This is a genomic window from Micromonospora sp. WMMD1155 (genome assembly GCF_029581275.1).
Classification (GTDB): Bacteria; Actinomycetota; Actinomycetes; order Mycobacteriales; family Micromonosporaceae; genus Micromonospora.
Window position 1 is genome coordinate 7,155,851 of the sequence record NZ_CP120742.1, and the last position, 21,832, is coordinate 7,177,682.

Genomic DNA, 21,832 nt, shown 5'->3' on the forward strand with positions numbered 1-21,832 from the left:
TCGCACATCGGGTGCCCGTCCGGCCCCTGCCCGTTCGGCGACCCCGACCGGCGCTGGCCCATCGGTCAGGTCGGTTGGTCTGCCGCCCACAGCCGGCGGCGCTGAAGAATTCGGAGGTGACGGACCCGACCCGGGTCGGACCGAAGGGCGGGAACCATGACCAGATACCCACGGGCGGCGCTACGCGCCGTCGCCATCGCACTGTGCCCGCTGGTCGTCGCGGCCGCCGTGGCCCTCCACGCGTCCGCGGCGTCCGCGACCACCAGCACCCGATTGGTGTCCACAGTGGAGCAGGACTGCTACGAGTTCAACGAGATGCTGCTCGCGCCGCTGACCGAGTTGCGCGCGGCGGTGCCCGCACGTTACGAGATCGCACCGTTCCCACCCAGCCCGGACCTGGGCTACCTGCTGGTCTCCGACCACCACTGCGGACGGGTGGAGGTCAACGGTCACCGGTGGCCCGGACGGCACGTCAGCACCATGGGCCTGACGCTGCTGCAATCGCGCGACGGCGTACCCCAGGAGGCGTTCTTCCAGCTCTGGTACGGCACCACCAACCTGTCGCTGGTGGCGCAGGCCCAGCTGCTCGGCCTGAAGGTACGGCCGGTGGCCGCCACCCAGTCCGTCGTGGCCGACGCCGAGGGCCGCAGCCGGATCACCATGGCCTTTCAGGGCGCCGGGCTGGACCACAGGCGTACCGCCCTGGTCACCGAACCGGCGGCCACCCCGGTCACCGAGGTGCCGAGCGCTCCGATCTACGCCGCCGGACGCCGCGGCGAGGTGACGTTGGCGTACCAGAACGCCCTGCGCCCCTCCAGCGTGGCGACGGTCGACGTGACGATCGACGCCGGCACCCGGCTGGCCGAGTTCGGCCTCCCGCCCGACTACGCCGGCGACATCGCGTTCCGCCGGGGCGGCTGGCGCAGCACCATCACCGCGAGCTGAGCGTCACCTGCGGGTCGCCGCCACGGCGTGCAGGATCGGCACCGGCCCACGCCGGCTCACCGCGCGCCACCCGACGACCCGCAGGCCGGCATCGGCCAGCAGCCGGCCCATCGCGGGTCGGCTGCGCGGCCGGTTACCGGCACCCACCATCGGTGCGACGGGACGCAGCCAGCCCACCGCGAACAGGTCGGCGATCACCAGCAGCCCACCCGGGGCGAGCACCCGGGCCGCCTCCCGCAGCCCTTCGACGGGACGCGGCCAGAAGTTGAACGCCATGGTGCTGACCACCACGGCGAAGGTGCCGTCGGCGAAGGGCAGCGGGTCGGCGCCGGCGCAGACCACCTGCGCGCCGACGGGTAGTCGCCGACGGGCGATGCGCGCCATCTGCTCGGCCGGATCGGCGCCGACCAGGCGCGCGCCGGGGAGGCGGGACGCCGCCGTCTCCAGCAGGGCCCCGGTGCCGCAGCCGACATCCAGCAGCGACGCCGGCTCGGTCGTCAACGTGGCCACCCAGTCGAGGGTGGTCCGATGCAGGGGTGCGAAGATCCTTTGCACGCCATCGTCGTCGTAGCTCGGTGCCCACTGGTTGAAACGGGCCACCGACTGGGCTTCACGGCCATGCTCATCCATCGCGGTGATTATGTCATGGCCTGGGAGTACCACACGTGACACTTTCAGTGACTTCCGGACGATCTAGGCCCCAACAATCTATTTGGTGGTATTTTCCGTCACTCAACCGTCCTATATTGAGCTTCCCTCAGGGACGGCTCGACGGAGAGGTGACGACGATGCATCCGTGGACCGGTACGAGCGTCCGGCTACGCGCCCTGGAGCCGAGTGACTGGCCGGTCCTGCGCCGAATCGCCGAGGACGCCGATTACGCCGAACAGGGCGGCGTCGTACCACCCCGGCCGGCCACGGTGTTCCAGCGGCGCACCTCCCCCGAGATCACCGCCCGCGAGGACGACGAGTTCACCCTCGCCATCGTCGACACCCAGGATGAGGAGGTCCTCGGCACCGTGTCGACCCGGATGGCGCAACCCTGGAACGGCACCTTCGGCGCGAGCATCGCGCTGGACGCGGAGCGGCGCGGCAGGGGGCACGCCACCGAGGCGGCCGTCCTCCTGCTGCGCTACATGTTCAGCGAGCGGCGTTACCAGAAGTGCAACGTCGAGGTGCTGCCGTTCAACCGCCCGTCACTGCGGCTCTGTGAACGCCTGGGTTTCGTCGAGGAGGGACGCCGACGCCGCAGCCACTTCGGGCGGGGTCGACAGCACGACATCGTCCTGCTCGGCATCACCGCCGAGGAGTACCTGGAGCAGTGGCAGAACGCCTAGGGCGTGTGTCAAGGCCCTCGGTCGAGCCGAGGCGGAGTCCAGGCGGCGATCCGGCAAGGCGGAGATGGGCTCGGATACCGGTGTTGTGTCCGGGCCCATCTCCAACGCAGCCGGGCGTCGTCTGGGCCCGCCGCAGGCCGGCCAGGGGCTTGACACACGCCCTAGATGGGCTCGCCGGCCACGCCACTGAACCCGACGAGGCCGTTGTCCTTCGCCATGGACAGGACCTCTGGCAGATAGTCGAGTTGGCGGACGGACAGCGTCAGCAGCACATACTTCAGCGCGTCATCCGGGCTGTCCGCGAGGTCGAACTCCGAGGGCTCCAACACGTCTTCGAGGTCCGCCCAGCGAGCGAGCAGCCCGTCTCGGAACCGTCCCACGTCCGAGCTGGAGAGCAGGTCGCTGGTGTCGCCCTCGGCGAGCCTGTCGAAGATCTCCTCGGGATCACCCAGACCGCGCTTCCAGAAACCGAAATCACTACTCACGTCGGCATCCTAGGCAGTGGACGTCGTGTCCGGCTCCCCCTCGGTCGGGCTTCGCTCTCGCCCGCCGTGTCGGCGCTACGGGCGAGCCTGCGCCGGCGCCACCGCCGTCGTGCGACGACCCGCGCCGCTGACCGCCGCCGCACCGGCACTGACCAGGATCGCCAGGACCGCGACGATGCCACCGAGGCCCGGCCGGGCCACTACCGTGGGCACCGCTCCACTGAACAAGGCCGACGCGTCGTCGTAGCCGAGCAGGAGGAGGATCGCCGATCCGACGGCGACCAGACTCAGGACGGCGACGGCTGCCAGGGTGAGTGGTTGTCGGGCGGTCCGAGCGAGTACGGCCCAGACGACACACGCGTGCAGCGCCACCACACTGCCCACGTACAAACCCCAACCGGGGAATCTGCTGAGCGGCACCGCGATGTCGCCGTAGTCGGCCCAGGGAAGAGCGACGATGGCGACCAGGCTTCCGACGGCACCGACGACGGCTGCGGAGAGTGCGACGTTCCTCGTCATGGATCGACCTCCTTGACGCTGGGCGTGGCGGGATCAGGCCCGCCACGCCCAACCAGTCTGCTTCCTACGACGTCTGGAGTGAGACGCCGAGCGCCGTCAACGCCGGGGGTACCTCGGTCCAGAGGATGTACTCGTAGGAGACGCCCTCCTGAACCGGCACACTGCCGGCACTGACGATGCCACGCGCGGCGACGAACCCGTCCGACCGGATCGACCATACCGGTCCGCCGCTGTCACCGTGCGCGACGGACGAGCATCCCGCGCACCGATGACCCTCGACGCCTTGGCGAACCTTCCCGGTGTCGTCCGACCATTGGACGTACTCGTTCACCACCTCGATCTGGCAGCGGTTCGGGTAGCTGGTGTATCCGCTCTGGCAGACGAGTTCGCCGTCCCACGAGTACTGGCCCGAGCGGACGTCGAAGACGTAGTCGTCGTTGACCCAGACGCCCGAGGAGGTGTTCACGTTGAAGATGGCGGCGTCGTTCAGGTCGTTCTCGGCCTTGATCTCGCCGATGTTGTCGCCGTCCATCGACTCGATGTCGTCACCGTTGTCGTAGCAGTGCTCGGCGGTGAGCAGATATTCGGTGCCGGATGGGTTGCGCACGCCGAAGGCCGCCGTGCAGGTCCAGCCGGAGGCTTCCCAGCCCCATCTGATCGGGATTCCGCCCGGGTACGGCGCGCTGGGACTCTCCCTACTCACATTGTGAATGGGGTTGCCGGCCACATACTCGATGTCCGCCGCGGCCATCGCGCTGCCCACCGCTGCCGCGACCGTCTGGGAGAGCGGCCCGACCGCCTTGGGATCGTTCACCCGCACCTGAAGGCCCCGGCCGTCACTGGGCAGCACGATCGAGTACACCTTGAGGCCCGTCGCGCGGTGGGTGCTCGCCGCCTTCCAGATCTGACTGCTCGCCTTCTCCATCTGTACGCGCGAGTAGCGACTGATACGGATATCGACAGGCGCCGTGGCACGCTGTGCGGCCGAGACGTCGGCCAGTGCGCGCCCCACGAGCTGGTCGGCCTTGCCGCGATCGGTGACGTGGAGAGTGACCCTGCCCGCGTCCCTGTCGATCTTCAAACCGGCGAAGATGTCGCGGTAGCCGCGCTCGGCGATCTCTCCGATCTCCGCCGCCACCTCCTGCGCCGGCGTCGCCCTGACGAGCCCCGAAGCCTGCCCCGCGTTGCGGCCGCCCTCCGGATCATCCGCTGACGCCGAAGCCGGAGTCGTCAACCCGCCGGCGACGATCACGCCGGTCGCCAGAGCGCCCAGAAAACGTCGATGCTCTCGTCTCATCCGACCTCCCCGTTCTTGGGACACAGACGTCCCCCGATACGGCGCACGTTCCGTGCACCACGAATATCCATCGATACTTGCGGATGGATATTTGTGGTGTCAACCACCATCGCCGCCGTGATCACACTCTGGACCGACTGCGGACGACCGCGCCGTCGCCGCCGGCGGCAGCGCGGATGACTGCCGCACGCCGAGGACGGCGGTCGATGCGGCTACTACCATGCGAGCGTGGCTCACATTGCCCCGGACCGCAGGCCGTACCCGCTGCTCGTCGCCGTGGCGGTCCTGTTGGTGCTCGGCGCGGCCGTGGCCTGGGGCGTCGGCGACGCGCTGGGGCTGAGCCACTCCCCCGCCGCGGTGCCGCGCGAGGACGCCGTCGCCGCGCCGGAGCGGACACCCGCACCGGTCCCGCCGTTGGCATCACTCGTCGTGCCCGACGAGCCGCGCGTCAGGAAGGCCGCGGCCGCCGTCGCCGACGCGGTCGTCACCCGCGGCCTGCCCCGGCCGGTGCTCTCCCCGGTCGCGTCCGGCAGGTCCGCCACGGCCGCGCCGGGCACCGCCACGGTCACGGACCTGTCGGCGGTCAACACGCTGCGGGCGGGCCTGCTGGCCACTCTCGGCGGGGCCCCCGAGTCGTACCGGCTCGACGTGCACGGCACCGAGCTGACCGTCCAGGGTGGCGACGTCGCGGGCATGGCGGCCGGGATGTACCGGCTGGCCGACCGGATCCGCTCCGGTGCCGAGGTGCTCCCCGCGGCGGACGCGGGTCGGGTGGTCACGCCCCGGCTCGGCCTGCGGTTGACCGACGCGGGTTCGGTGGGGCGCGAGCCCGACCCGGCCGTCTTCGCCGCCGGCGACGACTACGGCCTGAACACCGACATCGTCGGGTCGGGCGTGCTGCCTCGCGCGCCGTGGGTGGACGCCGCCGCGGTGGCCCGCATCGACGCGCAGTTTCGGCAGTTCGTCGACCACTCGGTGGCGCAGGGGTTCAACGGCATCGTCGTGCCCGGCTTCCTGGAGTACGTCACGTTCGCGAAGGTCGGCGACGGGCACGCGGTCTACCCGCCCGGCGACCCGCACGTCGACCGCGCACGGGCGATGGTCGCGGCGTTCGGCCCCGTCTTCCGGTACGCCGAGGACATGGGCGTGCGGGTCTTCCTGCTGACCGACATGCTCGCGGTGTCACCTCCGCTGGAGGAGTACCTGACCCGGACCGTCGGCGGCCTCGACGCGGCCGACCCCCGACTGTGGGCGGTCTACCAGGCCGGTCTGGCCGAGCTGTTCGAGAGCATGCCGTTCGTCGACGGCCTGATGGTCCGCGTCGGCGAGGGCGGCGAGGTGTACGCCGGGACCGGCTGGGACTACTCGTCACGGCTCGCGGTCACCACGGAAGCGTCCGTGCGCACGATGCTGCGGGCCCTGCTGGACACCGCGGGCCAAGCCGGGAAGGAGATCATCTTCCGAACCTGGACGGTCGGCGTCGGCGCCGTCGGCGACCTGCACACCAACCCGGAGTCGTACGCGCAGGTCCTCGACGGGCTCGACGACAGGCACCTGATCGTGTCCACCAAGTACACCCTGGGAGACTTCTACAGCCACCTACCACTCAACACCACCCTGCTGGGCGGCGGGCACCGCCGCATCGTGGAGTTCCAGGCCCGACGCGAGTTCGAGGCGTTCGGCTCGCTGCCCAACGACCTCGGCCCGCTGCACCGCCAGGCGCTGCGCGCGTTCCTCGCCGCCAACGGAAACGTCGAGGGTGTCTGGAACTGGACCCAGGACGGCGGTCCGCTGCGCGCCGGGCCCATGTCGCTGTACCTGCGCACCGGTTTCTGGCAGCTCTACGACCTCAACACGTACGCCGTCGGCCGTCTGGCCTGGGACCCGCACGCCGACCCGGCGCAGGTCACGGCGGACTGGGCGTATCGCACGTTCTCCGGCGACCCGGCCACCGTCGCCGCGATCGGGCAGGCGATGGCGCTGTCTCGGCAGGCGGTCACCAAGGGCCTCTACATCGGCCCGTACGCCGACCGGTCGGTGCGGGCGCTCGGGCTGGAACCGCCGCCCATGATGTGGATCTTCGAGTGGGACATCCCGACCGGCGACTCCGCGGCGCTGGACAGCATCTACGCGGTGACCGGCGGCCGCGTCGACGAGGCGATCGAGGAGGGCACGCAGGCCGTCGTGCTGGCCCGACGCATGCGCGACCTCATCGCCGCGACCGAACCGGCGACCTGGCGGGACGCCGAACTGCGGGGCCGCTTCATCGCGACTCTCGACTACCAGGTCGACCTGTTCGAGACGCTGGGCGCGTACCGGGCCATGGTGCTGCGGCACGCGCAGTGGCTGGACACGGGTGCCCCCGCCGCCCGCCACGACTGGCGGCTGGCCGCGGCGGCGTACCACGACGCGCGCGACGCGCACCGGCAGCGCTACGGCGCCGACCTGGACCTGCCCGCGTACAACTTCACCGCCGCCGACCTCGGGGCGCTGCGCGCCGACCGGGATCCCGCGATGGCCTGGGCGGCCCGGGCGTTACTCGCGTCGATCCTGCTGGTGGTGCTGCTCGGCCGGTACGGGCGCGGGTTCGGCGCAGCCGCCGCGCGCGGCTTGCTGCTCGGCGCGCTCCGGCCGTGGCGGGTCGCCGCGCTGCCGACGCCCCTGACGCGGGCGGACCGGGTGTTGGTGTGGCTGATCCCGGCCGTGGTGCTGGTGGCGAGCAGGCTCGTGTCGACCTGGTTCGCCGCGCCGGCGCACCTGCTGGTCAGCCTCGGTGGGTGGGCGCTGTTCGCCCTCGTCGTACGCCTCGTCGTCGGCCGGCGGGATCCGTTCCACCTGTGGGCCGCGGTCGGCGGTGTCGCGTTGCTGCGCAGCGTGCTGCTGCTGGCGGCGCTCGCAGGGCGCGGACCGGGCGGTTACTGGTTCGCCTTCTGGACCGCCCCAGGTCTGCGCGCGGCGTACGTCACCGTGGCGTTCGCGGCGTTCTGCTGGCTGTTCGTGGTCGTCGCCGTGATCCTGCGGGACCGGTACGGCCTGCGCCGCCGAACCGCCGTCGGGCTGACCCTCACCGCCGCGGGTGTGCCCCTCGGCGTACTGTCCGCCCTGGTCTGGGTAGTGGGCCTGGAGCGCGCGCTGACGGTGTGGAACGACCAGCTCGCGCTGCTGCCCTGGGGTCTGTCCCGCATCCTCGGCATCACCGTCCACCTCGGCATCCCCACCGAACTCCCGGCATACACGGCCGCCGCCGGATTGGCCCTGGCCGCCACCGGCCTGCTCCTGTCACTCGGCCGCCGCCGGCTCTCCACCTGACGCCCTGACCCGACGGGCAGCGAGGAGCAACACACCCCCGGCCATCAACGCCGCGATGCCGATTCCGCCGAGCAGCCCGGCCCGCGGCCCGGTGACCGGCAACCCTCCGCCGCCGCCATCGCCACCGCCACCGGGGCCACCGCCGCTCCTCGCGGCCAGCACCACGGCGAACCCGTCCTGGTTGTCACTGGGATCCGCGTCGGCTATCCGGACGACGACGGCGTTCGCCGGAAGCTCGTTTCGCGCAGGCGTGGATCGGTTGTTCGTCGACTGCGCGGCGAGGCCCTCCACCCGCGCGGTTCCGCCCCGCAGTGTCGCCGGCGCGGTGGCGGATGGCGCAGTCGTCACCAGGTTGTACAGCTCGACCGCCGAATAGATCCCGTCGTGCGGATCGGTGTCGTCGACGGCCGGAACGAGTGTGAGGCTCGGGTAGGTGCAGACGGCCGACCGCCCGGCGTCGCTGAGCACACACTGGGGCGGCTGCCTGGTGAAGGTCACGCCCCTGGGCAGACGCAGCGTGACCCGCACTCCGCTGACCGCTTCGCGGCCCTGGTTGGCGACAGTGTGCCAGACCGCACCCGTCTCACCCGGGTTCAGCGTTCCGGTGGGCATGGGCGTGCCGTCGGCGCCGGTCCGCACTGACTGCTTCACGTCCCGGGCGACCAGCGAGAGGTCCGCACTGGGCTTGTCGACCAGCATCAGTGGGAACCATCTGGTGTTGTCGGCCGGATTCGCGTCGACGTCCGGCCGGACGCTGACCGAGACTTCGAACCTGCCCTCGTAGGGCGCCGTCCCGTAGACAAGCGCGTCGATGGGAAAGTCCACGGTTTCGCCCGGTGCCGGAACCATCTCCGGTATCAGTCGGCAGTAGAAGCCGCCGACATCGCCGTCGCACTCGCCCCCACCCCCCGCATGCCACAGCAGAGCGACCGGCTTGGGGTCCGGGTCCCCCTGCGGCTGGCGGACATTGACGACCACGTCGCTCGGGGTCTCGTCCCCCAGATTGCTGACCTTCACATAGACAACCTTTTTCTCGACCCCCAGGGAGATCCTTGTCCCGGACACATCGACCGCGAGGTCCGGACCGGTCCTCGCCGCCTCGGCGGGAACCGCGGGAAGGGCCACCCCGGTGAGGAGGAACAGCGCAACGGCGACAGTTCGCGACAGCCGCCGACGACCAACGCTCATGGCAGAGACCCTTCAGGACGCACGGACAGTGTGATAGAGAACACTATCGGGAATCGGCGTCCATGGGTGTCCGCCGCTTCGGGGCTGTCGTACGCACGGTTACCGGATCACCGCGCTGACACTCCCTGGCCGACCCGGAGTCGGCGCAATGCACCAGCCGCCGCCCGGGCCGCCTCCGGGCTGGGGGCGGCAAGGGCTGCCTCGGCGATCCGACGGCACTCGTCCAGGGTGTGCGCGGCCAGGGACTCGCGCACCGCCGCAATGCTGCGGGGCGCCATGGAGAGGCTGGTGATGCCCAGTCCGGCCAGCACAAGAGCGAAGTCGGGATCCGCTGCGGACTCTCCACACACGCCGACTGGCTTGCCCGCCTCGATGCCGGCTGCCGCGCAGGAGGCGAGGAGCGTGATAAGCGCGGGCTGCCAAGGGTCGAGCAGGTCGGCGATGTCGCCGCACATGCGGTCCGCAGCGAACGTGTACTGGCTGAGGTCGTTGGTGCCGATGCTGAGGAAGTCCGCGTGGTGCAGCACCTGGCCGGCGCGCAGGGCCGCCGCCGGCACCTCGATCATCACGCCGGCGGTCGGCAGGCCATGCTCACGGCAGGACTCAGCGAACGCCGCCGCCTCCGCCGCCGTGGCGACCATCGGCGCCATCACCCACACGTCGGCGTCCGTCGCGGCGGCCGCCGCCGCTATCGCGGCCAACTGCGTGCTGAGCACGGAAGGTGTCTGCCGCGAGACGCGCAGACCGCGGATGCCCAGCGCGGGGTTGGGTTCGTCGGCCAGACGCAGGAACGGCAGCGGCTTGTCGGCGCCGGCGTCGAGGGTGCGTACGACGATCTTGCGGCCGGGCAGCGCGGCGAAGACGTCGCGGTACGCGGCGACCTGTTCGTCGTGCGACGGCGGGTCGCTACGGTCGAGGTAGAGCAGCTCGGTGCGGAACAGACCGACGCCTTCCACCTCGCCGATGAGGTCCCGGGCGGAGCCGATGTTGGCCAGTAGCGCGACGGGATGCCCGTCCGCGGTCCGCCCCGGGCCGTGGGAGCGGGCGCGGCGTTCGATCTCCGCGACCCGGTCCGCGTTGACGGTGGCCACCGTCTGCGCGGAGACGCCGGCCACCACGACGCCGCTCGCACCGTCGAGACTGGCCAACGCGCCGTCGTTCACGTCCAGGATGTCCGCGCAGCGGACCACGGCCGGGATACCGAGTGTCCGGGCCAGGATCGCGGTGTGGCTGGTCGGCCCGCCCTCGGCCGTGACCAATCCCAGCACCAGGGCCGGTTCGAGGCCGGCGGTGTCGGCGGGTGCCAGGTCGCGGGCGATGAGCAGGTACGGATGTCCCGGGTCCGGCACGCCCGGCATCGGCTGCCCGAGGCACGCCGCGACGAGCCGGTCCCGCAGATCGTCAAGGTCGCTGACCCGCTCGGCGAGGTATCCGCCCGCGGCTTCGAAGGCCGCCCGGTGCTCGGCGAGCACGTCGGTGATCGCGTGCGGCGCGTCCGCACCGCCGTCGATGGCGATGTCGGCCGCTTCGACGAGCGTCTCGTCCTGCACCATCATGACCTGTGCGCGCAGGACCTCGGCGGCGGTCGCGTCCAGGGCGGTGTCGGCGCGACGGGTCAGGTCGGCGGCGACGGCCAGGACCGCGGCCCGGACGGCCGTCTTCTCGGCGTCGGGATCGACGACCTCCACCGCTGGCGGCAGGACCGGGGGCGGAGCCAGCCGGTAGACCGGCCCCGCCGCACGACCGGGGCTGGCCCCGATCCCCCGTAGTTCACGCATCGACGGCGTCCAGATCACGTTCGAGGAGGTCGGCCAGGGTGTCGACGGCGGCCTGCGCGTCGTCGCCGTCGGCCTCCAGGGTGACCTCGGTGCCCTTCTTGGCGCCGAGCGACAGCACGGCGAGCATGCTGCGGGCCGGTACGGGTTTCTTGTCGCCGGTGCGGATGGTGACCAGCACCGGCTGCTTCGCCGCCTCGGCGACGAACAGCGCCGCCGGGCGGGCGTGCAGCCCGCTGGCGGAGCCGACGAGGACTGTTCTGGTGGCCAACGGATCCTCCTAAGGCTCGATCGTCACCTTGATCGCTTCGCCGCGCGCCACGATGCCGAAGGCGTCGAGGGCCCGGTCGAGCGGTAGGCGGTGGGTGATGAGGTCGGCGACCGGCACGGAGCCGTCGGCGATGAGTCGCAGCGCCTCCTTGTTGTGCTCCGGGCTGGAGCCGTTGGCACCGACGATGGTCAGTTCGCGGTAGTGCACGAGGTTGGAGTCCAGGGAGATGACGGGCTTGTCCTTCGGCAGCCCGCCGAAGAAGCTGATCCGGCCCTGCCGCGCGGACATCTGCACCGCCTGCTCCTGGGCGGTGCCGGCGGCCGTGGCGGTGATGACGACGTCGGCACCCCGGCCCTCGGTGAGCTTGAGCACCGCGTCGACGACGTCGGTCTCGGCGCCGCAGATCGCCGCGTCCGGCTGGACCAGGTTCGCGGCCAGGTCGAGGCGTTCGCGGTTGAGGTCGACGAGGAACACCCGGGCAGCGCCGCGCGAGCGAGCCAGGCGCACATGCAGGCAGCCGATCGGCCCGGAGCCCACGACGACCACGTCGTCGCCCTCCCCCACGCCGGCGAGGTTCTGGCCGTTGAGGACGCAGGCGAGGGGCTCGGCGACGGACGCCTCGGCGAAGCTGAGCCCTTCGGGGATCCGGTTGAGCCCGTCGACGGCGAGGACGTTGTGCGGCACGACCAGGTATTCGGCGAACCCGCCGTCGAAGTGGTATCCCATCGACACCTGGTTGGGGCACACGGTCATCCGGCCGCGCCGGCACTCGGCGCACGTGCCGCACGGGATGGCGGCGATGACCTGAACCCGCTCGCCCGGCTGCCAGCCCGTCACGTCGCCACCGACGTCGGTGATCTCGCCGGCGATCTCGTGACCCATGACGCGCGGCGGGGCGATGTGGTGGTGGCCGAAACGGGAGATCTTCACGTCGGTGCCGCAGGTGGAGCAGGCGCGGACGCGGATCTTCACCTCGGCGGGGCCCGGCGTGGGCTCGGGTGCGTCCTCGATGCGGACGTCACCGGGTGCGTGGAATCGGACAACCTTCACGAGGGCTTCCCTTCGAGGATAGTGATCACGTCATCGGCGCACGTCGACTCTCGGAGCCGCTGTGCCTGCACCGGATCCATCAGCACCGAGGCGAGCTGGGCGAGGATGTCCACATGCCCGTCGCCGGCCGCGGCGATGGCGACGCAGACCCGCACGTCGAAGCCGTCCCAGTCGACGCCGTCGGGGAAGCGCAGCACCGCGAGGGCGTCGCGCTGAACTGACTCCTTGCTGTTCAGCGTGCCGTGCGGGATGGCGACGCCCTCCCCGATGTAGGTGGAGACGCTCTGCTCGCGGGCGAGCATCGCGTCCACGTACGCCGGGGCGACCGCGCCGACCTCGACGAGTACCGCGCCGCAGCGGCTGATCGCCTCCTCCCGCGATCCGGCCCGCTCGTCGAGCCGGATCGCGTTGCGGGCCAGTAGCTCAGCCACTCAGCTCACCGCCGCGCTGCACCGCGTTCACCACTTTGCTGACGGCCGGGTCGCCGATGAACACCTGGATCGGCACGATCACCGTGTCGGGCGCGCTGACCCGGGCCCGCGCGGCGAGCCCCTGGTGGCAGATGACCACGTCTGCGTCGGCGGGGATCGAGTTGACCGGTGTGTGCTCGACGGTCACCGCGTTCTTCGCCAGTTGCCGCCGAAGTTGACTGGCCAGCATCACGCTGCTGCCCATGCCGGCGTCGCAGGCGACGACCACTTTCTTGATCTCACTGCCGTTGATTGTGGACATGTTCAGACCTCCTGCTTGGCCGACTTGTCGAGGGTCTCGTCGAGGTGGCCGGCCCTTTCCTCGTCTGGGCGGACGACTGCCTCCTCGTCAGGGCCGACAGCGTCTGCGGCGGGCTCGCCGCGACCGAAGCCGAGCAGGGCCGAGGCGACCGCGAAGGTGACGGCGGCGGCGATGACGACGCCGAGGATGACTCCGAAGTGGCTGCCCTTGGGGGTGACCGCGAGGTACGCGAAGATGCTGCCCGGCGAGGGGGTGGCGACCAGGCCCGCACCGGTGATCACGAAGGTGCCGACGCCGGCCGCACCCCCGGCGATCATGGCGAGGATCAGCTTCGGCTTCATCAGCACGTACGGGAAGTAGATCTCGTGGATGCCGCCGAGGAACTGCACGATGATCGCGGCCGGGGCACTGGGACGCAGCGCGCGAGGACCGAAGATCATGAAGGCGAGCAGCAGACCGAGGCCGGGGCCGGGATTCGACTCGATCATGAACAGGACCGATTTGCCCTTGTCGGCCGCCTCGGCGATGCCCAGCGGGCCGAACACGCCATGGTTGATGGCGTTGTTGAGGAAGAGCACCTTGGCGGGTTCGACGAGCACCGAGGTCAGCGGCAGCAGGTCCTTGCCGACGAGCCAGTCGACGCCCGAGCCGGCCTGCTTGGTGAGCCATTCGACCACGGGGCCGATGCCGTAGACACCGCCGATGGCCATCGCGGCGCCGATGATGCCCGCGCTGAAGTTGTCGACCAGCATCTCGAAGCCGGGACGGATCCTGTCTTCGATCAGGCCGTCGAAGAGCTTGAGGAGATAGGCAGTGAGCGGCCCGATGAGCATCGCGCCGAGGATCATCGGCACATCCGCGCCGACGACGAGGCCCATGGTCGCCACCGCGCCGACGACGGCACCGCGCTGGCCGTGGACCAGCCGGCCGCCGGTGTAGCCGATGAGCACCGGCAGCAGGATGCTGATCATCGGGCCGACCAACTCGGCCAGGGTCTTGTTGGGGATCCAGCCGGTCGGGATGAACAGTGCGGTGATCAGGCCCCAGGCGATGAACGCGCCGATGTTGGGCATGACCATCGCGGCCAGGTAGCCGCCGAGGCGTTGCACTGTGGCTTTGAGGCCCTGGCCCTTTACCTCTGGTGTGTAGGAGGAGGTCACGGGGGTTCTCCTTGATGAGGGGCGGTCCAGACGGCCTCGGGGGAGGAAGCTCGTCCGGCTAGGGGTGGATGGTGACGTCGTGGCGGAACAGGTCCGCTGGGCCCGGCATCCGGCTACCGGGCAGGCTCACCGCGGCGGCGCCCCAGGCCAGGCCCTCAGCGAGGGCGACGGCACCCTGCGCGCCCGCGGCGAGGAACCCGGCGAGCAGCGCATCGCCCGCGCCGACGGTGCTCCGGGGCCGGGCGACCGGACAGGTGCCGGTGCGGACCCCTTCGGCGTCGACCAGGACAGCGCCGTCAGCGCCGAGGCTGGCCAGGACGGTGCCGGCTCCCCATGCCCGCAGGCACTGGGCGGCATCGACCACGTCGCCGAGGTCCTTCAGCGGGGTGTCGACCACGTCGGCCAGTTCGTCGCGGTTGGGCTTGAGTAGGGTGGCCCCGGCCAGGGCGGCCTCGCGCAGGGCAGGACCGCTGGTGTCGACGGCGACCCTGACGCCGGCCGCGCGCAGCTTCCGGCACAACTGAGCGTAGGCGTCGGCGGGCAGGCCGGGCGGGACACTGCCGCACAGCACGACCCAGTCGGCGCCGCCGGCGCGGGCGAGCACACGGTCGATCACCTCGTCGAACTCGGCGCGACACATCGCCGGGCCAGGTTCGTTGATCTTGGTGACCGTGCCGTCGGGCTCGGCCAGGGTGATGTTGGAACGGGTCCGACCGGAGATCGACACGGCGAGGACTTCCACACCTTCCGCCTCGAGCAGGCGGATGAGTTGGTTGCCCTCGTCACCGCCGGACGGCAACACCGCCACCGACGGCACCCCGTTGGCCAGCAGGGCACGGGATACGTTGACGCCCTTGCCACCCGGGTCGAGGTGAGCTTCGGCAGCCCGGATGACCTCGCCCCGGTTGAGTGAGTCGACCTCCACGGCCCGGTCGAGGCTGGGGTTGAGGGTGACGGTGACGATCATGCGCGTACCACCCGAACGCCCGCGGACTCCAGGTCACCGACCAGGTCGGGGTCGGCACGGCTGTCGGTGATGAGCAGGTCGACGTCGGCCAGTTCGGCGAACCGGGCCAGATAATCGTTGCCGAGCTTCGTGTGATCGGCGACCACCACCGTTCGACGGGCCGATCGGACCATCGCCCGCTTCACCGCCGCCTCGGACGGGTCGGGGGTGGTCAGTCCACGCTCGACCGAGATGCCGTTGGTCCCGACGAACGCGACGTCGACGTAGAGGTTCGCCAGCGGCGTCAGCGCCCAGTCGTCGACGGTCGCCAGCGTCCTCCCGCGGACCCGTCCACCCAACAGCAGGACGTTGAGGTTGGCGTAGGTACTGAGGGTCGTGGCGATGACCGGCGAGTTGACCACGACGGTCAACTCTCGGTCGACCGGCAAGAGCTGGGCCAGCCGGGCGGTCGTGGTGCCGGCGTCGAGAATGATCGCGCCCTCCTCCGGCACCTCCCTCAGGGCGAGCTTGGCGATGCGCTCCTTCTCCTCGATGAGCACCGCGTCACGCGCCGCCAGCGCGGGCTCGAACCCGAGCCGTTCGACCGGAATCGCTCCACCGTGGACTCGGCGCAGCACCCCTGCCCGCTCCAGGATGGTGAGGTCGCGGCGGATGGTCTCCGATGTCACGTTGAGCCCATCGGCCAAGCCGGCCACCTCGACCCGGCCCACCTCGCGGGCGAGGCGAAGGATCTCCTGCTGCCGTTCTTCGGCGTACATCGTGTTGTTTCACCGCCGTTTCGTTTTGCTTGTGCTGTGTTTACGCCCGGATTTGGTGAAAGTCAAGGGCGAGGCCACAGAAAGCCACACAGGCCCGTAGTTCAGCGGGACGAATGGACACGGATACGTGCCTGCAGTCCCGGCCCGGCGCTCGGGCCGCTGCGGACAGCTCGGTCGACGGACGCTGCTCTGGCGGCCGACGAGGCATGGCCGTTCTGCGACGACGCCGGGGCGCACGAGCCGTGACGACCCCGGCCGCCCTTCATCGCAGGAGGAAGATCGTCGCGACCGCAGAGGCCCGGGAGCCGTTGCCGGGCAGGGATTTCTTGCCTGTGCGGGAGCGAGCCGAACTCGATGCCGCCGACGCGCTCGACTTGGACGACCTGATCGAGGATCCCACCCCGCCGGTCCCGGTCGCGGAGCTGAACATCCCGGACTATTCCGGCCCCGACGGCCCCGAACCAAGGCAGGTGCTGTGGCGCCCGGTGGACCACTCAGACCGGCACTACAGCCCTAGCGTCTTCCTCTACCGGCGCGACAGTCCAGCCGTGGGGGCGACTGGAAGGGCATGCGTCAAGGCTGTCGCCCGTCCGAGGAGAACCCGACCAAGCCCTCGGACGTCGTCGGCGCGCAAATAGCGCGGCTACTCGCTGTCCACCTTCCGCGGCCTCGAATCGTTCGCTCACCCACCGGCCACCGCGGTGCGGTGACGCGGGTCTGTCCTGTCGGGATCTACACGTCAGAGGCCGGGACCCGTCGGCCCTACCGAACTACGTGGACCGCTCGGCTTACGCGCGCGTCGGACATCGACGATGCCGGGCGTCGCCCGGCGACGCCGCCGAGGTCGAGCGACGGGGTGCCGATGGGCCGCCGAGGCGCAGAGCGCATCGGCGGCCCACCGTCTCAGCCGTTGTCGATCAGGCTGGCGATCTCGTTGTAGATCAGGTGCGCCTTCGCGCCCTGGTTGGACGGGCAACCGCCGAGGTGGTGCAGGGCGATCACCCGGTGGCTGGCGTTGAGTACGGGTGAACCCGAGTTGCCGCCGGAGGTGTCACAGCTGTAACTGATGTTGTAGGTGTTGTAGTTCGCGTTGCGGACGGCGCAGGTCGTGCCGTTCTGGGTGTCCTCGAAGATCGACAGCCGCTTCGGGCTGCCGTCGCCGTGCCCGGGGATGTAGATCCGGGTGCCGTTGCTGGTGGCGGTGGTCGCCAGGTACAGCGTGCCGAATCCCTGGATGGCGGCGAAGTTGTTGACCGAGAACAGGGCGTAGTCCAATTGACTGGAACCACCGCTGCTCACCCGGTAGAGGGTGGCACCGCTGACCTTGGTGCCGGCACCGGGATTCGCGCCGCCGCAGGTGGCGCACTGGTAGTTGAACTGCATCTCGCTGCCACTCACGGCGGACTGCGTCGAGAAGCAGTGCTTGTTCGTCAGCATCCGGTTGGTGTCGCCGACCCGCCAGGTGGTGCACAGTCCACCGCCGCTGATCAGCAGGCGCGCCACCGCCCTGCCGCGGGCGTACTCGGTCGGGTGGCTGTTCTGGTAGCAGACCACGTCCCGGCGGGCGTCGGTGCTGCACACGGACTGGGTGGAGAAGTTGTGCGCGGCGATCTCCGTGCGGTCGTATCCGCGCCAGAACCGGTCGATGGTGGCGGCGCTGCCACGTGCGGGGCGGCTGCTGTGCAGTGTCACCACGGCCGTGTCGCCCTCCACCGACATCGCCCAGAAACCCGGCTGCCCGTCGGTGGTGTAGTCCGAACCGGTCGCCCGGTTCAGGTGGCGGTCGTACCGGTAGCTCTCCTTGCCGTCGCGACTCGACACGGTGACGTAGTCGCCCTGGGCCAGTCGCAGCGAGCTGAAGTGCACCTTGACGTAGGTGGCGCCGGGGTGCTGGATGATCTGCGTTCCGCCGTCGGGAGCGTAGGACAGGAGGCTGTCGACGGTGCGGAGTTCACCGATCGTGGTCACGCCCTCTGCCGAGAATTGGTTCGACTCCGGTGCCCGCTCGGATCGTGGCACGAGAGGGGCGACCGAGTACGCCTCGGCGGCGGGTACCGACAGGAGGCTCAGCCCGAGTGTGCAGGCAGCGATCGCGACCGCCCCCGTTCGTAGGCGGCGCAGGGCATGTTTCATCCGTCGCTCCTTCTCAGGAATCAGCACCGAGACGTGCCTTCGGCCTTCATACCTGAGATCACGCAAGACATGTAATCTCATCTATGTCATAGCGGCACTCTGGTGGAACCGTCGGACCCTCACCCCTCACCCACGACTGCTCCGCCCCGAGGTGATGGCCGGCAGGCGACGAGCGGTGTCCACCGCTATCGACCGGTGCGCAGCTCACGAAGAACCCGTACAGCCTCGGTGCGGAGCTGCGCCGGGCAACCCCAGTAGTCGTAGATGCCACCGCGGGCGCTGTTGTGCCCGCAGATGACGAACACACCGGTGCCCATCCGGCGTTTGAACTCCGTGGCCAACCATCCGACGAACCCGCTGTTGTCCAGGTCGGGCGGGAAGTGGAACGAGAACACCGCGAAGCGCTCACCGTCGGTCCCGCCGCCCGGCGCCAGCCACGACCACCGATCCTCGTCCCGCACCACGGCCAGCAGGTCAGCCGTCAGGGCCGGTGGCTGATCAAGCGGCGCCTCGAAGAACGCCCACTCACCATCGAACACGACCAGTTCCGCGGCCGCGATCACCCGCCGAAGCCGCTGCTCGGTCTCGTCACGGGACTCCTGGCTGATGCTGACCATGCGACGATCCTGCCCGATGAGGCCAGGCACCGCAGTCGCCCTCGACACACCACCGAGGGTCACACTCCGCTCAATATCCGAGATCTGCCGGACCGGGATGATGGAGCACCGCCGTCCGCGCGGGCGACCGACGGGCCAGGAGATATCCGGTCACCGCGGCGGTGAGGCCGGCAAGCCCGGCCGCCGCGAAACCGCCTGCCGGCACGGAGAGGTCGATCGCCACGCCGACGAGCGGGGCTCCGAGCGCGAACCCGGCGCTCTGCGCCGACGACTGCAGACCGATGGCCTCACCCCGCACCTCGGGTGGCGCCAGCCGGCTCACCGCATCGGCCACCCGGCCGAGGGTCGGCGCGGTGAGTAACCCGCTACCGACGACGGCCACACACAGCCAGGGCCAGTCGCGGGCCAGCCCGGCGGGAATCGTCACGAGCCCGAGCAGGCCGAGCAGCAGCCAGGTGGGCAGTGGTCGGGTCAGCGCGCCGTAGGTCAGGCCGCCGATGACGGAGGACACGCCGAACACCACGACGACGACGGCGGCCCAGGACACCTGACCTGCCTCCCGCAACGTGGCGACGATGGCGAGGTCGACGCCGCTGAGCAGCGTCGTCGTCCCGAATGCCATGGTCAGTGCGGCGATCATCTCGGCGCTGAGCCACTGCCTCCGTGGGGGGCGTTCCGCCGCGGCGGCGGCCGCCTCGTCCTCGGCGTGCAGGGGCGGGTTGAGCACGGCGATACCGACGCCGCCGGCCAGGATCGCGGCGCCGACCCCCCACGCCACCACGTCGGGGGACACCGCGGCCGCGCCCACGATCACCACCGCCGGCCCCACGATGTACGACAGCTCGCCCTGCACCGATTCCAGCGCGAACGCGGCCCGACGCTGCTCCGGCGTCGTCATCGCGGCGATCGCCTGCCTGCTCAGCGCCTGGGCCGGCACCATCAGCAGCCCCGCCACGAAGCTGGCTCCCAACAGGAGCCCGTACGGCAGGACCGGCACGCTCAGCCAGAAGACGGCCTGCACGGTGACGGTCAGCAGCAGGACGAAGCGCAGGCCCCGCGAGTCGACCAAGCGACCGAGCAGTGGTCCGCCCAGCGCCACTCCGGCGGTCAGGGCCGCCGCCACACCACCCGCCGCCGCATAGGTCAACTCCAGGCCGAGGACGACGAAGAGGGTCAACGCCATCACGTCCGCAGTGATCGCGGTGCGGGCGACCAGGGAGACGCCCAGCAGCGGTGCCATCCCTGGCACGGCGAGCACCTGGCGATATCCGGTCACCCACATGACGGTAATTCCGCTGGCGCCCCATAAGAAGACGCCATCTTGTTGCGGTCGGCATAATCAATGCTTATGGCCAGGGATCTGGAGACCGCCCTCCTACGGTCGTTCGTCGCCGCCGTGCGGGAGGGCAGCATCAGCCGCGCCGCGACCGCCCTCGGGCACAGCCAGCCCGGTCTCAGCCAGCAGTTGCGCAAGCTCGAGAGCATCGTCGGCCGTCCGCTGCTGCACCGGTCGTCGTCCGGTGTCTCGCCGACCCGGGCGGGCGAGGAACTCCTGCCGTACGCCGAACGCATCCTCTCCCTCGCCGCCCAGGCACTCGCCGAAACCGGAGGCGCGCTCACCGGCCACTGCGGCGTCGGGTTGCTCGAAGACCTCGCCGCGTCGCAACTCACGCAGGCCCTCGCCGACCTTGCCCGGCTACATCCCGGTGCGACGCTGGAGGTGCTCAGCTGCTCCAACGCCGCCATGCGGGAGGCCTACGACGCGGGCCGCGTCCAACTCGTGCTGGACGCGGTTCCGGACATTCCCGGGCCGCCGCGCTGGACGGTGCGCGCCCCGCTGACCTGGGCGACCGGGCAGGGTGTGGACGTGGCCGCAGATCCACTGCCGGTGGTGCTGTTCTCCAACCCGTGCTCCTGGCGTACGTCCGTGTTGGACACGCTGGAACGCGCCGATCGGCGTTGGCGGGTGGCCTTCGAGAGCAACAGCCTGGTCGGGGTGCTGGCCGCGGTACGGGCCGGGCTCGGCGTCGCGGCGCTCATGCCCGCGAACCTCGAACCGGTCATGATCTGCCGCGACGCGAATGCCCTGCCCGTCCTGCCGGACGTCGAGTTCGGTCTGGCCCGGCACCCCCGGACCGAGGGTGATCCGCTCATCGACGCGGTGGAGGCGGCGCTGCGTCGCATCGTCTGAGCCCGCGCCCTCGTCATCGGCCGGCCATCGGCAGCCGTGGCTCGGCCTCGACCTGGGCAGCGGCGGTCACCACCCTGCTGCGCCGCGACGTCTGACCGGACGCCCGCCACCAGGAGGCCACCGGTCGGGGCAGTCGGCCCTATGGCGGGCGTCGCACGTGGCGACGGTGCCGTCGACGGCTGACAGGTCGTAGGGTTCCGGTATGGCACAACGACTCGTCAGCGTGTGGCAACCGTTCTTTCTGTCCAGCGAGAGTCACGGCGCTGCCGTCGCTGCCGCGACCGAGTTGGAAGAACTCGGCTATTCACGGATCTGGTTCTCCGGGGGTTTCGGAGAGAACGTCGCCCCGCGCTTCCGGGAGATCCTGGACGGGACGACGCGCATCGGGGTCGCGTCCGGGATCGTGAGCATCTGGCACTCGTCGCCCTCCGACGTGGCGGCGTTCGTCCAGGACGCGCAGCTGGCGCACCCCGGCCGGTTCCTGCTCGGCCTCGGCGCCAGCCACGCGGTGCTGGTGGAAGGCAGCGGCACCGACTATCGCAAGCCGTACTCGAGAATGGTGAATTACCTCGACGGCCTCGACGCGGCCGGGGTTTCACCCGAGCAGCGCATCCTGGCCGCACTGGGCCCGCGGATGCTCGACCTCTCCCGCGACCGTTCCGCCGGGGCACACTCGTACTTCGTCCCCGCCGAGCACACCGTCGAGGCTCGGGCGGCGATCGGGCCCGACCGGCTGCTCGCTCCCGAGGTCGCGGTGGTCCTGGACGCGGACGCCACCACGGCGCGCGCCACCGCCCGCCAGTACGCACGCCTTTACCTCGCGCTGCCGAACTACACCAACAACCTGCGGCGATTCGGGTGGACCGACGAGGACTTCGCCGGTGGCGGCAGCGACCGCCTCATCGACGCCCTGATCCCCTGGGGCAGCGTCGAGAAGGTGGCGGCCGGGTTGGAGAAGCACTACCAGGCCGGCGCGGACGAGGTGGCGATCCAGGTGCTCAACGGCGGCGACGCCACGACGTTCCCCGCCGACGCGTTCCGCGCTCTCGCCGCGGCCCTGATCTGACTTCCCGACAACCCCACGTCCGCAGCGACGGC

Annotated in this window: 21 protein-coding genes; 5 read left to right on the forward strand and 16 right to left on the reverse strand. The window is 70.6% G+C overall.

Translation table 11 applies throughout. The features are described 5' to 3' along the window. The first annotated feature begins 156 nt into the window (after nucleotides 1–156). Entirely contained in the window at nucleotides 157–945 is a 789-nt protein-coding gene (locus O7617_RS32645; protein WP_282260460.1) for a hypothetical protein, read from the forward strand. A 3-nt stretch (nucleotides 946–948) separates the two neighbouring features. Here O7617_RS32645 and O7617_RS32650 read toward each other — a convergent pair whose 3' ends face one another. Then, nucleotides 949–1,575 (reverse strand): class I SAM-dependent methyltransferase, encoded by a 627-nt coding sequence (locus O7617_RS32650; RefSeq protein WP_282260461.1) that lies wholly within the window; start codon nucleotides 1,573–1,575, stop codon nucleotides 949–951. Between the two features lie 158 nt (nucleotides 1,576–1,733). Here O7617_RS32650 and O7617_RS32655 point away from each other — a divergent pair, with 158 nt between their 5' ends. After that, nucleotides 1,734–2,282: a GNAT family protein gene (locus tag O7617_RS32655; protein WP_282260463.1), complete on the forward strand. Its 549-nt coding sequence runs from the start codon at nucleotides 1,734–1,736 to the stop codon at nucleotides 2,280–2,282. A gap of 161 nt (nucleotides 2,283–2,443) precedes the next feature. Here O7617_RS32655 and O7617_RS32660 read toward each other — a convergent pair whose 3' ends face one another. The 3 genes from O7617_RS32660 to O7617_RS32670 form a co-directional block, all read right to left on the reverse strand. Continuing rightward, entirely contained in the window at nucleotides 2,444–2,767 is a 324-nt protein-coding gene (locus O7617_RS32660) for a hypothetical protein (protein WP_282260465.1), read from the reverse strand. A 75-nt stretch (nucleotides 2,768–2,842) separates the two neighbouring features. Next, complete coding sequence (locus tag O7617_RS32665; protein WP_282260467.1) at nucleotides 2,843–3,286, reverse strand: hypothetical protein; 444 nt, start codon at nucleotides 3,284–3,286, stop codon at nucleotides 2,843–2,845. 64 nt (nucleotides 3,287–3,350) lie between these two features. Continuing rightward, nucleotides 3,351–4,538 (reverse strand): trypsin-like serine protease, encoded by a 1,188-nt coding sequence (locus tag O7617_RS32670; protein ID WP_282260469.1) that lies wholly within the window; start codon nucleotides 4,536–4,538, stop codon nucleotides 3,351–3,353. Nucleotides 4,539–4,811: 273 nt separating this feature from the next. Between O7617_RS32670 and O7617_RS32675 the strand changes: the two genes are divergently transcribed. Further along, nucleotides 4,812–7,892: a hypothetical protein gene (locus tag O7617_RS32675; RefSeq protein ID WP_282260471.1), complete on the forward strand. Its 3,081-nt coding sequence runs from the start codon at nucleotides 4,812–4,814 to the stop codon at nucleotides 7,890–7,892. On the opposite strand, the gene O7617_RS32680 is transcribed toward O7617_RS32675, so the two are convergent. The 12 genes from O7617_RS32680 to O7617_RS32735 form a co-directional block, all read right to left on the reverse strand. Next, nucleotides 7,863–8,909: a hypothetical protein gene (locus O7617_RS32680; RefSeq protein ID WP_282260474.1), complete on the reverse strand. Its 1,047-nt coding sequence runs from the start codon at nucleotides 8,907–8,909 to the stop codon at nucleotides 7,863–7,865. The genes O7617_RS32675 and O7617_RS32680 overlap by 30 nt on opposite strands. 278 nt (nucleotides 8,910–9,187) lie before the next feature. Continuing rightward, entirely contained in the window at nucleotides 9,188–10,858 is a 1,671-nt protein-coding gene (gene ptsP / locus O7617_RS32685) for a phosphoenolpyruvate--protein phosphotransferase (protein ID WP_282260475.1), read from the reverse strand. Continuing rightward, nucleotides 10,851–11,126 (reverse strand): HPr family phosphocarrier protein, encoded by a 276-nt coding sequence (locus tag O7617_RS32690; protein ID WP_282260476.1) that lies wholly within the window; start codon nucleotides 11,124–11,126, stop codon nucleotides 10,851–10,853. The genes ptsP and O7617_RS32690 overlap by 8 nt, the downstream gene beginning before the upstream one ends. A 9-nt stretch (nucleotides 11,127–11,135) precedes the next feature. Beyond that, on the reverse strand, nucleotides 11,136–12,176 hold the full coding sequence (locus O7617_RS32695) for a zinc-dependent dehydrogenase (protein ID WP_282260477.1): 1,041 nt from the start codon (nucleotides 12,174–12,176) through the stop codon (nucleotides 11,136–11,138). Further along, a complete protein-coding gene (locus tag O7617_RS32700; RefSeq protein ID WP_282260478.1) occupies nucleotides 12,173–12,607 on the reverse strand; it encodes a PTS sugar transporter subunit IIA in 435 nt (144 codons plus the stop codon). Before O7617_RS32700 ends, O7617_RS32695 begins: the two co-directional genes overlap by 4 nt. Then, the gene (locus tag O7617_RS32705) at nucleotides 12,600–12,908 is read right to left on the reverse strand and encodes a PTS lactose transporter subunit IIB (protein WP_282260479.1); all 309 of its coding nucleotides are present in this window, start codon (nucleotides 12,906–12,908) and stop codon (nucleotides 12,600–12,602) included. Before O7617_RS32705 ends, O7617_RS32700 begins: the two co-directional genes overlap by 8 nt. 2 nt (nucleotides 12,909–12,910) lie before the next feature. Next, entirely contained in the window at nucleotides 12,911–14,068 is a 1,158-nt protein-coding gene (locus O7617_RS32710) for a PTS mannitol transporter subunit IICB (protein ID WP_282260480.1), read from the reverse strand. Between the two features lie 58 nt (nucleotides 14,069–14,126). After that, a complete protein-coding gene (pfkB, locus tag O7617_RS32715) occupies nucleotides 14,127–15,035 on the reverse strand; it encodes a 1-phosphofructokinase (protein ID WP_282260481.1) in 909 nt (302 codons plus the stop codon). Beyond that, nucleotides 15,032–15,793 (reverse strand): DeoR/GlpR family DNA-binding transcription regulator, encoded by a 762-nt coding sequence (locus O7617_RS32720; protein ID WP_282260483.1) that lies wholly within the window; start codon nucleotides 15,791–15,793, stop codon nucleotides 15,032–15,034. Before O7617_RS32720 ends, pfkB begins: the two co-directional genes overlap by 4 nt. Nucleotides 15,794–16,696: 903 nt before the next feature. Beyond that, nucleotides 16,697–17,926: a serine protease gene (locus O7617_RS32725; RefSeq protein WP_282260484.1), complete on the reverse strand. Its 1,230-nt coding sequence runs from the start codon at nucleotides 17,924–17,926 to the stop codon at nucleotides 16,697–16,699. 185 nt (nucleotides 17,927–18,111) lie between these two features. Then, complete coding sequence (locus tag O7617_RS32730; RefSeq protein WP_282260485.1) at nucleotides 18,112–18,543, reverse strand: DUF6196 family protein; 432 nt, start codon at nucleotides 18,541–18,543, stop codon at nucleotides 18,112–18,114. A 70-nt stretch (nucleotides 18,544–18,613) separates the two neighbouring features. Then, nucleotides 18,614–19,819, reverse strand: a complete 1,206-nt coding sequence (locus O7617_RS32735) for an MFS transporter (RefSeq protein WP_282260486.1) — start codon at nucleotides 19,817–19,819, stop codon at nucleotides 18,614–18,616. Nucleotides 19,820–19,891: 72 nt separating this feature from the next. Here O7617_RS32735 and O7617_RS32740 point away from each other — a divergent pair, with 72 nt between their 5' ends. Together O7617_RS32740 and O7617_RS32745 are read left to right on the forward strand one after the other, a co-directional pair. Then, entirely contained in the window at nucleotides 19,892–20,734 is an 843-nt protein-coding gene (locus O7617_RS32740) for a LysR family transcriptional regulator (RefSeq protein WP_282260488.1), read from the forward strand. Between the two features lie 202 nt (nucleotides 20,735–20,936). Then, nucleotides 20,937–21,800, forward strand: coding sequence for a TIGR03620 family F420-dependent LLM class oxidoreductase (locus O7617_RS32745; protein ID WP_282260489.1), 864 nt, complete (start codon nucleotides 20,937–20,939; stop codon nucleotides 21,798–21,800). Nucleotides 21,801–21,832 lie beyond the last annotated feature (32 nt).

Coding starts and splice junctions, on each gene's coding strand:
- O7617_RS32645 (WP_282260460.1), top strand. CDS start 157: ATGACCAGATACCCACGGGCGGCGCTACGCGCCGTCGCCATCGCACTG.
- O7617_RS32725 (WP_282260484.1), bottom strand. CDS start 17,926: ATGAAACATGCCCTGCGCCGCCTACGAACGGGGGCGGTCGCGATCGCT.
- O7617_RS32705 (WP_282260479.1), bottom strand. CDS start 12,908: ATGTCCACAATCAACGGCAGTGAGATCAAGAAAGTGGTCGTCGCCTGC.
- O7617_RS32740 (WP_282260488.1), top strand. CDS start 19,892: ATGGCCAGGGATCTGGAGACCGCCCTCCTACGGTCGTTCGTCGCCGCC.
- O7617_RS32650 (WP_282260461.1), bottom strand. CDS start 1,575: ATGGATGAGCATGGCCGTGAAGCCCAGTCGGTGGCCCGTTTCAACCAG.
- O7617_RS32665 (WP_282260467.1), bottom strand. CDS start 3,286: ATGACGAGGAACGTCGCACTCTCCGCAGCCGTCGTCGGTGCCGTCGGA.
- pfkB (WP_282260481.1), bottom strand. CDS start 15,035: ATGATCGTCACCGTCACCCTCAACCCCAGCCTCGACCGGGCCGTGGAG.
- O7617_RS32730 (WP_282260485.1), bottom strand. CDS start 18,543: ATGGTCAGCATCAGCCAGGAGTCCCGTGACGAGACCGAGCAGCGGCTT.
- O7617_RS32655 (WP_282260463.1), top strand. CDS start 1,734: ATGCATCCGTGGACCGGTACGAGCGTCCGGCTACGCGCCCTGGAGCCG.
- O7617_RS32745 (WP_282260489.1), top strand. CDS start 20,937: ATGGCACAACGACTCGTCAGCGTGTGGCAACCGTTCTTTCTGTCCAGC.
- ptsP (WP_282260475.1), bottom strand. CDS start 10,858: ATGCGTGAACTACGGGGGATCGGGGCCAGCCCCGGTCGTGCGGCGGGG.
- O7617_RS32720 (WP_282260483.1), bottom strand. CDS start 15,793: ATGTACGCCGAAGAACGGCAGCAGGAGATCCTTCGCCTCGCCCGCGAG.